The 14718-nt window shown below is 32.7% G+C and carries 13 protein-coding genes and 1 riboswitch; of the genes, 4 read left to right on the top strand and 9 right to left on the bottom strand.

From position 1 onward, the window contains the following. Positions 1–264: 264 nt before the first annotated feature. A complete protein-coding gene (locus MKO96_RS15990) occupies positions 265–558 on the bottom strand; it encodes an ArsR/SmtB family transcription factor (protein ID WP_087981433.1) in 294 nt (97 codons plus the stop codon). Between the two features lie 713 nt (positions 559–1271). On the opposite strand from MKO96_RS15990, the gene MKO96_RS15995 reads away from it, so the two are divergent. Beyond that, positions 1272–1625 carry a hypothetical protein gene (locus MKO96_RS15995; protein ID WP_240588055.1) on the top strand — a complete coding sequence of 118 codons (354 nt, stop codon included), beginning with the start codon at positions 1272–1274 and terminating at the stop codon, positions 1623–1625. 379 nt (positions 1626–2004) lie between these two features. On the opposite strand, the gene MKO96_RS16000 is transcribed toward MKO96_RS15995, so the two are convergent. Further along, positions 2005–2445 carry a hypothetical protein gene (locus tag MKO96_RS16000; protein WP_087984033.1) on the bottom strand — a complete coding sequence of 147 codons (441 nt, stop codon included), beginning with the start codon at positions 2443–2445 and terminating at the stop codon, positions 2005–2007. A gap of 639 nt (positions 2446–3084) precedes the next feature. On the opposite strand from MKO96_RS16000, the gene MKO96_RS16005 reads away from it, so the two are divergent. Continuing rightward, on the top strand, positions 3085–4338 hold the full coding sequence (locus tag MKO96_RS16005) for an ATP-binding protein (RefSeq protein WP_240588056.1): 1254 nt from the start codon (positions 3085–3087) through the stop codon (positions 4336–4338). 458 nt (positions 4339–4796) lie between these two features. Here MKO96_RS16005 and colA read toward each other — a convergent pair whose 3' ends face one another. Both colA and MKO96_RS16015 read right to left on the bottom strand, forming a co-directional pair. Then, positions 4797–7712 (bottom strand): collagenase ColA, encoded by a 2916-nt coding sequence (colA, locus tag MKO96_RS16010; protein ID WP_240588057.1) that lies wholly within the window; start codon positions 7710–7712, stop codon positions 4797–4799. Positions 7713–7915: 203 nt separating this feature from the next. Further along, complete coding sequence (locus MKO96_RS16015; protein WP_240588058.1) at positions 7916–8593, bottom strand: MgtC/SapB family protein; 678 nt, start codon at positions 8591–8593, stop codon at positions 7916–7918. Positions 8594–8883: 290 nt separating this feature from the next. On the opposite strand from MKO96_RS16015, the gene MKO96_RS16020 reads away from it, so the two are divergent. Continuing rightward, a complete protein-coding gene (locus tag MKO96_RS16020; RefSeq protein ID WP_240588059.1) occupies positions 8884–9402 on the top strand; it encodes a GNAT family N-acetyltransferase in 519 nt (172 codons plus the stop codon). Between the two features lie 51 nt (positions 9403–9453). On the opposite strand, the gene MKO96_RS16025 is transcribed toward MKO96_RS16020, so the two are convergent. The 5 genes from MKO96_RS16025 to MKO96_RS16045 all read right to left on the bottom strand — a co-directional run bounded on the left by MKO96_RS16025 (position 9454) and on the right by MKO96_RS16045 (position 14004). Beyond that, on the bottom strand, positions 9454–10362 hold the full coding sequence (locus MKO96_RS16025) for a VOC family protein (RefSeq protein WP_240588060.1): 909 nt from the start codon (positions 10360–10362) through the stop codon (positions 9454–9456). Positions 10363–10436: 74 nt separating this feature from the next. Beyond that, on the bottom strand, positions 10437–11228 hold the full coding sequence (locus MKO96_RS16030) for an amino acid ABC transporter substrate-binding protein (protein WP_240588061.1): 792 nt from the start codon (positions 11226–11228) through the stop codon (positions 10437–10439). Positions 11229–11239: 11 nt separating this feature from the next. Beyond that, positions 11240–12001 carry an amino acid ABC transporter ATP-binding protein gene (locus tag MKO96_RS16035; protein WP_240588062.1) on the bottom strand — a complete coding sequence of 254 codons (762 nt, stop codon included), beginning with the start codon at positions 11999–12001 and terminating at the stop codon, positions 11240–11242. A gap of 19 nt (positions 12002–12020) precedes the next feature. Beyond that, on the bottom strand, positions 12021–12689 hold the full coding sequence (locus MKO96_RS16040) for an amino acid ABC transporter permease (RefSeq protein WP_000667175.1): 669 nt from the start codon (positions 12687–12689) through the stop codon (positions 12021–12023). Between the two features lie 69 nt (positions 12690–12758). Further along, a riboswitch (SAM riboswitch) is annotated at positions 12759–12865 on the bottom strand. A 227-nt stretch (positions 12866–13092) separates the two neighbouring features. Then, positions 13093–14004 (bottom strand): VanW family protein, encoded by a 912-nt coding sequence (locus tag MKO96_RS16045; RefSeq protein ID WP_240588063.1) that lies wholly within the window; start codon positions 14002–14004, stop codon positions 13093–13095. A 362-nt stretch (positions 14005–14366) separates the two neighbouring features. Here MKO96_RS16045 and MKO96_RS16050 point away from each other — a divergent pair, with 362 nt between their 5' ends. Continuing rightward, entirely contained in the window at positions 14367–14708 is a 342-nt protein-coding gene (locus MKO96_RS16050; protein WP_098761138.1) for a hypothetical protein, read from the top strand. Positions 14709–14718 lie beyond the last annotated feature (10 nt).

Raw genomic sequence — 14718 nt, forward strand, 5'->3', positions numbered from 1 at the left:
TACATATATTCACCAACGTTGTGTAACTAGTATAGTTACTTATATATATGAGTGTCAATTAAAACAATCTTACATTTTTGTAAGGTAACCAAATTAATAATATATCAAGTAATTATTAAACAATGTAAATAATTATCTTTTATTTTAAGAAAAGATTGATTTAAAGCACACTCCTTCTAAATTATCATTGATGCCTCTTTCAATTCCTAATGCCCATCTTAAAAAGAGCACTTTTGAAAAGTGCTCTTTTTTTAAATTATGAAGCTACAAACCTAGAATTCCTACAATCTGGCGAGCCTTAACATTATCAATATAATAATGCATCTCTAATCCCCGTCTTTCTACACGGAGTACAGTTCCCCTTAATTTTGATAGATGCTGTGAAACAGTGGATTGTGGGAGTCCTAATATTTCTGTCAACTGTGTAACATTACACAGTTTATGGTGCATTAATTCATTTACAATTTTTAATCGAACGGGATGTGCCATTACCTTTAATACATCTACATCTTCCTCTCGGATTTTAGCTAGATCTCTATTAGATATTAATGTTGTCATTTCGCATTCCCCTTTATTATTAATTTCTATTTTCCAATTATCCTTATAAGTAGTACTTATAGATATTTACCATTTGTCCTGTTGAGAAAATGTATTCTCGTTCTTAAACAAAAAAAGACACCAGTCCAATAAACAGCTTTTACTGTTACAATGAATTGATGCCCTCTAATTTTTAGCCAAACTATATTTTGTTTTAAAAGGATTATTTTATAGTCTATTATATGACTTTGAATGAGACTTAACATTCTTTGTTACATAAAAAGTAATACTTTTCTCCTTTGTTTAAGTACAAATTAAAATCCCGATTTTCCTTACACATATTGTAAAGTCCAAAAGAAATGTTTCTTCATTTTATCTTATACAGCATATATTATGTATTTCTCAACACCAATAAACGTAGCTAAATCCCCTATAATGGTATCTCTAGCTGGTAACTGTCATTCCTTTTTAAAAGATCACTGTCTTTAATAACAGATCCTTTTAACTTTCCTCAATTAAAATATCCTTTTTATTTCATTTTCTTTTTAACCTCAATGATATATAACCCCCTTTTAATCTATTAATCCCCTACTAAACTTCTCCATGTAGAGATAAAGGAGACTTCTCGTTCAGATAATAAGTTATGCAACATTGCATTTGATAATCATTTTCATTGTAACTATAATGATTACAGGATTACTATTAATCCAAATATTCCACGTGGAGGTTTTATTATGTTAAAAAAAATCATTGTATCTTCTATGGCGCTTACTATGTTGGGTGGGGCTGCAACTATGCTAGAAACACCTACTGCTCAAGCAGCTTCTTATAACTCAACATCAGCTTCTTACTTTGATGTCACTCCCGAAGAAGCAGCTGCTTTTTATCAATCTCAGGACTATAAAAAATTCAAAGCCTTTATGGATGACTTTGAAGCTAGAAATCCTTATGTTCCTGGTGGAGGCTACGCTCAAGGTAGTGTCCGTATGCAAAAATTCAATGATGCCCTTAGAGATGCTAAATTAACAAATGTATACCAAGAATTTATTAGAATTTCGTACTACAATCATTATCCAGAACCAAAATAATCTAAATAAATAAAATGCCCATTACTTTAACTTAGCCTAATTTTAAATGTATAGCCTAAAACTAGAAAAAACCACTTATATAAAGGTTTTTTTCTAGCTTCCTATGTAATTCAGCTGAATATTGAGTTATCTTTATTTTAAGATTATTTACAACCGACATCCTCTTTTTTTACACAAACTAGTAAATTAGCTATAAAAATATCAAAATGTATTTATAAATTGTTGAAAACAATTCTCTTCTGTTTAATAGTAAAAAGCGAGCACCCTCTCGTAATTACATAAGGTGCTCGTTTTTATTTTTATGTGTAATTCTCGATTTAATATAGTTACTTTCTAGTAAGTAAAAACTAAATTAACTTATAAACAAGGCTTTTTAAATTTAATTTATAGATCTTACTGCAACTTGGAATTGTCCCTTAGAACCATCATCATTTGAAACGTAAATTTTATACGTTCCAATTGGTAATGGAGATAAAGCATTCCGTACATTTGTAACATTAATTTTTTGTTCTCCAGGTTTTATATAACCACCAACAATTAGCTCCATATTTGGACCTTTCACACTATACCCCATTGTATTTTGACCATTATTTTTCATAAAGAAGCTTAAATTTTCACTCCCATTATATACAAAAGAAGTTACAGCCTCTCCACTATAATCCATTGTTTGAGTTAATAATAAGTCTACAGGAACATGTTCGACTATATGAATTGTATCATTCGTTTTGTGTATTTCTTCAGCATAAGTATTATTTCCTAACACACCAAGTGTTAATGCTGAAATTACTCCACAACTAAGCACTAGTTTATTTAACTTCATTTTAAGTTCCCCCTTGATGTTTGTAATCTATTACCATCATACCTTCTTTTTCAAGTGCGTTTTTATGTAATAATTCATATCTTTAAACCTATATATTTTAACTTTACACCTTAACAGTTAGTGAGAATCTGATATAGATAAGGCTACAGTATTATGCTTCATAAAAAAGAACATGTAAATTTCAAAATCTTTTTCTAACAAGAATTCATACAATTAAGTACCCAGACACTCCAATAAATAGCGTTCCCATTTCAGATAAGATATACTAATAAAAAATTTTGAAATTTTCACTTTGTAATTTGATATATTCCATGTTAATATAACGAAGGCTATAAAACAAAAGTCACCACATATATTATCTTCACAGAATATTCACACTTAAAAAATCATTATTTTATCAGTAACTCAATTCAAATTTCACCTATACAAAAATCAATTTCTAGTTTCATATGTATAAATATCTAAGTAGATTTTTTTATCTATTATTTTCTCTAACTTCCTTATCAATTCTAATACGAGTAATATAATAGTACTTTTTCAAGTGCGCTTCCTTTTTTTAGTTAGAAAGTCTACTAATACTAAACATCTAAGTTTAGCTCATACATAATCCAATATACAAACTATCGGAGATGCAAAACTATGGGAATATCTACTCTTTTATTAAATACCTTTATAATAATAATTTGTATCCTTAGCTACCACGTATTTTGGCTAGAATTTAAAGAAAAAATAACATGTAATAATATATTGATTTCTATCCTTTCCTCCGTTGCTATTATTTTTTGCATGACTTTTCCTTTTCATTTACATGCTGGATTTATTTACGATTTACGTTTTATTCCTATCATATTAGTTTTTCTATACGGAAATACAAAAAACATTGTTTTTATAGGAATTTTATATCTTTCTTATCGATTTTACTTAGGCGGAAATGGCGTTCTTCCATCATTTATTATCTTTACTATTATTTCTGTTATAACAATGTTCTTTCGTTACGTATTACCTATGTATGTTAAAGAAAAAAAGTTATTATTAAGCTTGCTTCTTATTTTAGTATGTACAACTTCACTTTCTATCTGCGGTTTTGTAACTCAAATAAATACAGGTGGTAAAATAGACTCTACTCTCATAGAATTTTTATTAAATTATATAATCATTAATATTTTCACAGTATTATTATCAGTTTATTTAATAGAGGGAATGATTGAGAAATATAAAATGAAAGAAAAGCTGCAACGGGCTGAAAAATTTTATATAGCTAGAGAACTAGCCGCGTCCATTGCACATGAAATCCACAATCCACTAACCACAGTACATGGATTCACTCAATTGTTAAATGAAAAACATGCCTCTAAGCTACCTCAGGATCAGTACTTAGAAATCATGTTAATTGAAATGCAACATATACAATCTACTATTAATAACTATTTATCTTTAACAAAACCACAGAACACCCTAAAAGAGAAAATAGATATTAATCATATTTTAAATCAAGTGAAAGACACTATTTCACCACTCGCTCTATCATACAAAGTTGAAATAATACAAAATAGTACAAATTCCTTTTATATAAATGGAGACCCCGAAAAATTCAGGATCTGTCTAAACAACATCATACAAAACGGAATTGAGGCCATGATAAATGGTGGAGTATTACAAATAAATATACAGAAAATTAAAGGTAATATTATAATCGATATTATTGATTCAGGGGTTGGAATGTCCTCTCAACAAATAAAGCGGATTGCTTTACCATTCTATTCAACAACAGAAAAAGGAACTGGGCTTGGTACTATGATTGCTTATAGTATTATTAAAGAATTAAACGGTGATATAGAAATAGAGAGTAAATTAGGCCAAGGTACACGATTTTCCATTAGTATCCCCTGCTAATATGACGGAATTATTTGAATAATAATTTTTTTATATTTAACTTATTAAATGAATTTCAAAAATGCCGCTACTTAACTCATTAATCATCTTGATCTCGTGAATAAATTAAACGTAATAAGGACCAGAGTATATCTGTTTTTACGGATAAACTCTAGTCCTTTAATTAAATCAAACATACTTAAATTTTATTACTTTGCTCACATCTCTATGAAATCATAATTCATCGATTGTATCTCATTTACTGATTAGGTCTACTTAACTTCAAGATAAGGTCTCTTGATACTTGATCTCTTAATATTATTAGATACATTACCTATAGTTATTTTTTTATTTTAAATATTAAATTTTTAACATTCATAAAGATACCAATTTTTATTTTCATAACTGATATTGTAACCTGTATTACTTGATATAGACTTAAATTGATTTCCATTCATTGAAAGACAATTTCTCTTTTGCTATTTCACTTCTACCGTATAATTCCCTGTTCCTCCGCCATACTGATACACATGTAAATAATATTTTCCTGGATATGTGTAGTAACTTCCTACTAATTTATTTCCTTCTTGCTGGGCATACGTAACATAATTATTTAAATCCGCTTCTGAATAAAGAACCCAGTTTACTCCGATATTATTTTCCTTCGTTACATTAATTTGTAGGTTTTTCGCAGTTTCCACATTTATTTCAAAGTAATCACTCGTATCACCATTTCCTAAACTAGCACGTAAAACTTGATTTAATTGCAGTTTATTTGCTGTCTGGAATGAATTATTTGGCTCTTTTTCTACACTGTTATCTTCTTTCTTTTGAACCGTTACATTCGTTGTAACAGTATTCGTTAACCCTTTGTCGTCTGTTACTGTTAATTTTGCCGTGTACGTCCCTTCTTTTGTATACACGTGAGTTGGATTTTGTTCATTGCTTACAGTACCATCACCAAACTCCCATTTATAAGCAACAATTTTTCCATCTTCATCTTTTGATCCATCGCTTTTAAACGATATTGCTGCATTTACATTTCCGCTATATGGACCATTTATAACCGCCACTGGTGCTTTATTCACAGCACCTTCTTCTGTATTCATACCATGGAACACAATATCATATTCAAATTGCCCTGATGCATTCACACGATAATTAACAAAGTAAGCTGTTACTGTTTTATAGCCTGTCCATTCTTTTGCACTTAAACGTTTTAACGTATCATTTACGTTTTGTGTAATTGTTTTCCAATCTTCATATTCCCCTTTTGCAGTAGTACCTGTATACGTTCCTTGCAGTGTAAATGTATTAAAGAACTGTGATTTATTTTTCTTAACTGATACATTGCTTAATTTTGCTTCTGCTGTAATTTCTGCCGCAATATCTGAAACTGGTTTTGGTGCGTGAGTTGCTAAATAATCATCTGATACTAATGGAACATTAAATTTCTCACGGTTATCGACTAACATTTGCATATAATCTTGATACTCTTTATTTAAATTCGCATCTTTACTTAAAGCAGAACGGTATGCATCATATGCTGTTACATCATTTTTTCTAATAAGATCATGAACTTTATCAAACATATCATATCTCTTATTGTACATATACGATTGTAAAGCGAAGGAATAATTATAGAAATCCCACGTTCCATACTTTGCATTTAACGTTCGCTCTGCCGTATAACGTTCTGCTGGATTTGAAGATATTCCTCCTATAATGCTCTTTCTCGGTACAACATTATCTGTTCTCGTTGCCCCTGCAAAAAACTCCGCATTCCCTTCTTCAAACCAAGATAATCTCTCATTCTCATACATCTTACCTTGTCCCCAAAGCCCTGGTACTTCATATCTACCTTGTAAGTAATGAGTAAACTCATGTCGGAACAATTCTTCTAAACTATAAATACTTTCTTCTGGCGTACGTTCATAAGTAAAGAACGTACCTGTCCCTTCTATATAAAGGCCACCGTTATTCGTTTCATATCCGTACAATTGACGATTAAATTGATATTCAGCTGGACTATTATAAATAACCATCGTTAATACATCATCAGCATTCCCTTTTTCTAAAGGTTGATCACTTTCAACTGTACGATGGAATTGTGCCTTTACTTCTTTTGCCGCCCAATATAGACGTTTTACTTTTTCTTCTGTCACTTTATCTCCGGCCTTTAAAACAATTGCCCCATCATCAAACGTATACGTTTTCGGCAAATACTTTTTCTTCCCGTCTTCTCGTATTTGATCTAAATTAACACCATTTCCATTTGCATCTTTCCCGCCATAATTCGTCGTAATTTGCTCAGCCGCTACGAAATATTGCTCTCCTAAATACGGATACATTTTCATCGCGTCTGTTACAACTTGCAATCCTTTCGTTCCTGTACTATGGAACGTACCAAGTCTGCCTGTATAATAAATACCATTATTAATTAACCAACCATTCTTCTCTGTCACCGTTCCAATTAAAGCAAAACAACTTAATTCATTAATATAGCTATCAATTTTTTGGTACCATACTGTATCTTTCGGTGCTTTTCTCGTATCGTACAAATACGATTGAATGTCGTAATCAACACCTTGCATAATATCGTAAATCGCATTTCCAGCTGAAAGATTATCTACCAATATAGAAAAATTATCGTTATATTGTTTGAAAATCTTTGCGGCTGATGTTATCGTTTCCACATCACTCGAAGCATTTCCTATTAATTTTCCGTATGATGATACAACTCTATTTTGTTCTAACGTACCGATTTTGAAATTCGGGTTATTCGCAATCGCTTTTAATGCAGGTAAGCATTTATCATGATAGCTCCGCTCATTTAGTTTACTTAATTCTGTATGATAAAATCCTAAATAAAACCCTGAACGTAATACCTCTACTAAAGTCTCAATCCCTTTGGAATCATCTTTCGTATAAACTTGCCCTTGCTGCTTCAATTTATCAATAATTGCCTGCATCCTACTATCATTTTGATAGAATGCAAGGCTATCCTTATTAAATTGAAATAGACCCGTAATTTGCTCCCAATCAATTGTTACGAGTAAATCTACTAACTGCTGATTGCTTAATTGATTTAGTTCAGCAATTGTATAAGTTTTCGCTGCAGCTAATTGCTTACTTTCTTTTTTTACTTCAGGTGGTCTTTGCGACAAATCAGCAAATTGTAGCCTTTTCTCAAAAGACTTATTTTCAAGCACTTTTGATGAATGAGCTAATTCTTGCACTGGCAGTTGTACACCAACTGGCTCCATTTTGAGCACATTCCGATAAGAAACTTGCTCTCCCTTTTTACTTTCTGCCAATGTGCTCCCTTGAAAACTCCCTAACATTAAACTAGCAAAACTTACCCCTACTAACACTTTTTTTGAATAGCCTTTCATGCTCTCCCCTACCTTACATTTTTTAGTGTCCCGCACCATTATTTTACTATTCTTACTTTTTATTCTGTATTGAGAAAAAATAAGGGAACGTTCACACATGTATCCATGCCTAGCAAAATTAACACTTGACTTTATTTGAATTTTATATCAAAAAAAGATAGATAATAGCGAAATTCCTGCTACATCTATCCTCGTTTTCAACGTTATGATTTTAACTTTATAAACGTAACTTCCGGTAATGTTTGCATATGCTGAATAAATTCATTCTTTTCTTCTGACGATATATTTTTCAGCCGCATCCCTACCTTATAAACTATTTCTGCGCCTTGCTGTGAAGTTTCCACTTCATATGACAGTATTGGAATGCCTTTCACTTGAAGCATTTCTAATATTTTCTGTACCGCCTCATGTTTATTTATACACATTTGCACCGTTATATTTTGTGGAAATAAAAATTGCACTTTAAAAATACGACTTACAATCTCTAAACCAATTAAAACGAGAATCGTCGCTCCAATTCCTACTACATACATACCAGCACCAATTGCTAATCCAATTCCTGCTGTGGCCCATAAACCAGCTGCTGTCGTTAATCCTTTCACCGCCTGCTTTTGAATAATAATTGTACCCGCACCTAAAAAACCTACTCCACTAACAACTTGCGCTGCAATACGGCTTGGATCAAGTGCCATATGTTCTTCATTCATAATATCTGAAAAGGCATATTTTGAAACGACCATTATTAAAGCACTTCCTACCGCTACTAGGAAATGTGTTTTTAATCCCGCCTCTTTTGATCGAATTTCCCTTTCAATACCAATTATTGCTCCTAACAAACCCGCAACACCGATTCGTATAATCAAATCAAAATTTACACTCACGAGCCCTTCCCCCTTTCATTCATTATAGATAGATAAAACAAAAATTATCACACACATCCATTTATCGATATGAAGGAATTTCACTAAAACACACTTAATACTCTGACTGTTTTATGTTAATATTTTAAATATTAACATAAAACAAATAACTTATAATTTTAAAACTCCACTAATTTTCTTTAAAAACAAAGGTGGATTACATGAAATGAGGTTGAGAAAGTTAAGAAAACGCTTTCATTTTGTATCGTAATTTTTTATAAATACTACATAAATAAAGGAGCTTACTAACAATGAACGTCTCTTTACTTACACCTACTACCGATTTACAAGAAGAATACTTAGATTTTTATAAAGAATGGAAAGATAGCGGTGAAACAATGATTCCATGGATTATCTCAAAAGACCCCTCTAATTTCACGGCAATGATTCAAGAACTTCACGATGCGCATAACGGAATAAACCTCCCTGAATCCTGGGTCCCAGACTCTACGTATTGGCTCGTTACAGATGAAAATAAAATTGTAGGAGCTGTTAATATACGTCATAGTTTAACCGAGCATTTATTTAACGCTGGAGGTCATATCGGTTATGGTATTCGTCCTTCTGAAAGAAGAAAAGGTTATGCTACGAAGTTATTAGAATTATCGCTAGAAAAAACGAAGGAATTAAACATCAAGAAAGTACTTGTCGTTTGTGACGAAGTGAATACAGCTTCTGAAAAAACAATTTTACATAACGGTGGGCTTCGCGATGATGATTTTACTGAGGAAGATGGGAATGTAGTAAGAAGGTTTTGGATTGAGCTATGAAGAAGTCATCAAAAAGAAGCCGGAAAGTAATTATACACTTTCCGGCTTCTTTTATGCTGTTTCTATTTCAAACTTTACTGTAATACCACTTGGGTCTACTACAGTAAATCCATTTGAAATTTCATTTATTTCATGTTGTTTTTCTATTAATCTTTCTTTCACTTCATCTAACGCTTCTTTATGCGGTAATACAATTGTATATACCCTAAGTCCAGTTGCATACGCTGGTGGATGTGGATTATTTACTCCGTTCCACGTATTTGCACCTATATGGTGATGATATCCTCCTGCAGAAATGAATAAGCAGTCATCTTCACGCTGTTGCACTTCAAATCCTACTGTCTCTACATAAAACTCGTGTGACTTCTCTACATCCGCTATTCGTAAATGTACGTGCCCAACGACAGTATTAGCAGGCAATCCATCAACCTCATAATCAACGAGCGTTGCCAGTTCTTTTAAATCTAGCGGCGTACTTCCTCCTGGTCCTTCTCCCCATTGATCACGCGGGCGGTCTGCATAAATTTCTATACCATTCCCCTCTAAATCTTGTAAATAAAACGCTTCGCTATACGTATGATCACTTGCACTATTAAACCTTGAGATCGGTAAAATTTCATTTGAATATGTATAACGTCCTTCTTGCTCAGCCGGACTATCAATTACATTCTTATTACGAATCACACCAAATAATGCCGAAGCAAAAGCCTCACGAGTTGGAACTAAAAAGGCTACATGATATATACCAGTCGTACGCGGTTCTTGCAGTACCCCGTCCTCTAATTTTTCAAGAACAAGTAACGTGTTCTTTCCACCTTTTCCTGATAAATATGCTTTATTCTCCTCACTCTGAATTACTTCTAAGCCTACTACATTCTCATAAAAAGCAATTTGGCGCTCTAAATCTTGCACTTTAAATTCAACATGACCAATACGTGTTTTCGGATGAATTTGTACCATGAATAACTTCCTCTCCGGTTTTCTTTTATTTTTATATAAGTTGATGGACAATAGCCACATTCAACGAACATACCTTAATTTTGTTTTTTCGTAGCATCAACTTTCAGCCATTTTTTTGATATTTCGCTTAATGTCCCATCTTGTTCTAATTCTTTTAACGCTTTATTTATATCTTCTAACTTTTCGCTCTTTTTTGCAAATGGGAATGCAATCTCTCCCCATTTAAGTGGACCAAATCCTACTTTCACATTATCTAAGTCCGCTTTTTTAATTGTTGTCTCTACTTGCACTTTATCATTATAGTAAGCATCTACACGACCAAGTCCTACTTCATTCAATTCCGCTGTTGGATCCTCTGAGAACGTTTTAATTGTAAAAGCATTATTTTTATTTAAAGCTTTTAATTCTTGTTCCCCGGCTGTACCAAGCCCAACCCCTACAGTCTTTCCTTTTAGATCTTCTAATGATTTAATCGTATTATTATCTTTCTTCACTGCGAAAACAGATCCTGAATATACATATGGAATTGAAAAGTCATATTTCTTTTTTCTTTCCGGAGAAACCGATAATTCATTTGCAATCGTATCAATACGACCTGTGTCTAATAAACCAAACAATCCTTCAAAATCAGAAACGTTCCATTCAACTTTATATCCAGCCTTTTTAGCAGCCGCTTCAATAATTTCAGCATCAAATCCTTTTACTTTCTCGCCCTCTTTAAAAACAAATGGACTACGACCTGCAGACGTCCCAACTTTCACTACTTTTTCATCTGTCTTTTTGCTCGCTGTATCTGAACTACAAGCAGATAAAAGCCCAACCGATACTGTTAATGCCAATGTTAGTAATAATGATGATTTCTTCATAATTATTCCTCCTAAATAACGAAATGATTGCCTTCTTCTGAAGCATTCAATTGGCGTAAAAACTTTTGCGTACGTTCATTTTGTGGGCTCCTAAAAATCTCCTCCGGCGTTCCCTGCTCTACAATAATGCCATCAGCCATAAATATAATGCGGTCCGCTACCTCTTTTGCGAAATTCATTTCATGTGTAACAATAACCATCATTATATGCTGTCTTGCCAAATCTTTAATTACTTGTAATACTTCATTCACTAATTCTGGATCAAGTGCTGAAGTCGGTTCATCAAACAATAATATAGCTGGATTTAATGCCATTGCTCTAGCAATTCCAATCCTTTGTTGTTGCCCACCTGATAACATCGTTGGGTAGAAATCTTCTTTTTCAACTAAATCTACTTGTTTTAATATTTCTCTTGCTATTCTTTTTGCTTCTTCTTCACTTTTTTTCTGTACAACTGTTAATGGTGTTGTAATATTTTGTAATGCTGTTTTATTTTTAAATAAATTATAGTTTTGAAAAACCATAGCTGTTTTTTGACGTAATTGTATTATTTCTTTTTTATAAAGCTTCTTTGCATGAATCTCTAAATCTTCAATTCTAATACTTCCATCCTCTGGTTGTTCTAATAAATTTAAACATCTTAATAATGTCGATTTACCTGAACCAGAAGGTCCAATAATGACTACCACTTCTCCTTTATTTACAGTAAATGAGATTCCTTTTAATACTTCATTACTTTTGTAAGATTTATACAAATCACTTATCTCAATCACACATATCACCTCATTTCTGTTACAAATACGGTGCATCAAGTTTCTTTTCTAACTTTTTCTGTCCCCAACTAATTACAATTGTAATAATCCAATATACAATCGCTACCGCTAAGTAACTTTCCATATAACGATACGATTGTGCCGCTAGCATCTTCGCCTGTGCTAAAATTTCAGCCACCCCAAGTGCAAAAGATAACGAAGATTCTTTTAACAATCCGACAAAATTATTTCCAAGTGACGGTACTGCGACACGAATAGCTTGTGGAAAGATAATCTGTCGCATCGCTTGCGCCTTTGTCATTCCAACTGATAAACAAGCATCCATTTGTCCTGATTCCACAGCATTTAATGAGCCCCGAATAATCTCTGACAAATACGCTGCATTATTTAAACTGAGACCGATTAAAGTCGCTTGCATCGCTGTAAGTACTGTAAAGGTTGGAAATATTTGCGGCAACCCGAAATACAACACAAACAATTGAACTAATAAAGGTGTTCCTCTAAAGAAAGATATATATACTCTTGCAATAGAATATAAAAATTTCGTTTTGTTTTTCGTTATGATCGCCAAGCCAATCCCTATAACAAAAGAAATAATCATTGAAACTACAGTAATCCCTAAAGTTATGTATACATACTTAAATAATTGCGGAAAACTTTCTAAAAAATACGTTACATCAAACTTCACTTTATCCCCCCTCTCTAAACAAAAAACTCTTCTTACACATATAAGAAGAGTTGAATGTTAGTCCATTTCCCCTCATCTTCCAAACGCTTCATACGTTTGCTGGAATTAGCACAGTACTTTTGTAGCCTGTTGCTGAGATTTCATCGGGCCAGTCCCTCCATCTCTCTTGATAAGAAAACTAATAAATATTTCCATTTATTTAGTTGTTAATATGAAGAATACAGTTAATTATGTATAATGTCAATAGGAAAACTACGAATTAAATTCAATACTTTTTTCGAATAGCTTATCCCTCACATTCACCCAGTCTTAAGGTGTATAATTTACACTGGATAAATTGCACAGAAAAAGCCATTATTTCTATTAAGAATAGAAATAATGGCTTTTTTATAGATTATTATACTTATCGCATTTTATGTACTTCAGCAACTAACTTTCCACCCTGAATGCCCATATAAACTTTCACAGGTGCATCATTTGTATTTTCAAATACTAAGTCTAAGTATGGATATGCAATTGTAGCATCTCTTCCTTGTGGAACATAACCTACCGTTTTAGAATGTGTCGTTCTCTCTACCATTTTCAAACCAGCTTGATCTGCTGCATTGTATAATGTTGATGATGTTTGACAAACACCACCGCCGTATCCATCTACTAATTTACCATCTACAATTTCTTTTCCTAGTTGATATCCTTTATCTGGCGTTGTATCACCAATTAATGCATTGAAAGAGAAACTGTCTCCTTTTGCTAATACAACTCCATTTATGCTCGCTGCTGACAAGCGAATATTCTCAATACGGCCACCTGCTGAGCCACCTAAATTCGTTTCATATCTACCAATTACCGTACCACTTCCTTGCGCATCACTTAATGTTGCGATAGGCTTTTTCTCAACAATAGGTAATTGATATGAAGAGTCCCACATACCAACGTTTAATAATTTATCTACTAATTCTTTTTCCATTAATTCATAAGAAGGTTTTCCTTCTTGCCAACTTCCATCAGGTGCTACACGTGAAGGGACCATCTTTTTGTCAACGCTTTTCCCAACCTCGCTAGCAACCTTCGTTACTGATTTTTTAAATTTTGCTTCGTCTTCAAAATAGCCTAGACTCGATAAATCTAGCTTTTTCACTTCCGTACCAGTACGACCATCTACTAAACTAATAGAATCCTGTACCTCTGCTTTAGCCTCTACCGTGTGGCCACCGATATCACTTACTAATGCAACATCACTTACTTTTGCACCACACCCACTCACTATAGCTACACATAACACCCCAACTAATATACCCTTTACTTTACGGAACAATATACTCTCCCCTTTTTCCCAATATTACTTTTATGTATTATTTCATTTTTATGTATGTTTTGTTACAATCATTTTACAATATATTTATAAAATGTTACAAGTTATTTTTTACTCTATATAAATTACTCTTTTCTTTTCTAAATGTCTATACATATTTACATAAAAGTTGGAGTTCGATAGAATTGTAACTTTTATGTAACCTCATCTTTTTATCCAGTATATACCATAAAACGAAAGAAATACAAATGTAAAACTCCATATTCTTATTTATAAAGGAACATCCTGTGAACATAAATAGGTATTTGCCGTGCCACACTCCGCTTTTACACATACATTATGGTGAATTAACCTATTTTAAAGAAATGGAGGATGTTTTTATGTACCCCTACAATCCATACGATCCATATAACCAAAATGGTTATCAACCTCAATATGATTTACAAGCACAATACCAACAATATATAGATCCAGCAGAACAAGTTAATCCATATGATCAAAATCGACAATTCCAACTTCCAATCTCTTTTCCTGGTACTGGAAACCGTCAACTAGAAAGACGAGTAAATGAACTTGAGCAAAGAGTACGTCAATTAGAAAACACAGTTGAGCGTCATACACGTAGATTAAACCGCTTAAACCAACGTTTACGTACAGTAGAAAACAGACTGAACATTCCATTTTCAGCATTAGAAGACGGATTTTAATTTCGAAAAT

Source organism: Bacillus sp. ES1-5, from assembly GCF_022487605.1.
GTDB lineage: Bacteria > Bacillota > Bacilli > Bacillales > Bacillaceae_G > Bacillus_A > Bacillus_A wiedmannii.

What these genes read in the sequence shown, in the direction of transcription:
- MKO96_RS15990 (WP_087981433.1), bottom strand. Translation starts at nt 558, where the DNA reads ATGACAACATTAATATCTAATAGAGATCTAGCTAAAATCCGAGAGGAA.
- MKO96_RS15995 (WP_240588055.1), top strand. Translation starts at nt 1,272, where the DNA reads ATGTTAAAAAAAATCATTGTATCTTCTATGGCGCTTACTATGTTGGGT.
- MKO96_RS16000 (WP_087984033.1), bottom strand. Translation starts at nt 2,445, where the DNA reads ATGAAGTTAAATAAACTAGTGCTTAGTTGTGGAGTAATTTCAGCATTA.
- MKO96_RS16005 (WP_240588056.1), top strand. Translation starts at nt 3,085, where the DNA reads ATGGGAATATCTACTCTTTTATTAAATACCTTTATAATAATAATTTGT.
- colA (WP_240588057.1), bottom strand. Translation starts at nt 7,712, where the DNA reads ATGAAAGGCTATTCAAAAAAAGTGTTAGTAGGGGTAAGTTTTGCTAGT.
- MKO96_RS16020 (WP_240588059.1), top strand. Translation starts at nt 8,884, where the DNA reads ATGAACGTCTCTTTACTTACACCTACTACCGATTTACAAGAAGAATAC.
- MKO96_RS16025 (WP_240588060.1), bottom strand. Translation starts at nt 10,362, where the DNA reads ATGGTACAAATTCATCCGAAAACACGTATTGGTCATGTTGAATTTAAA.
- MKO96_RS16030 (WP_240588061.1), bottom strand. Translation starts at nt 11,228, where the DNA reads ATGAAGAAATCATCATTATTACTAACATTGGCATTAACAGTATCGGTT.
- MKO96_RS16050 (WP_098761138.1), top strand. Translation starts at nt 14,367, where the DNA reads ATGGAGGATGTTTTTATGTACCCCTACAATCCATACGATCCATATAAC.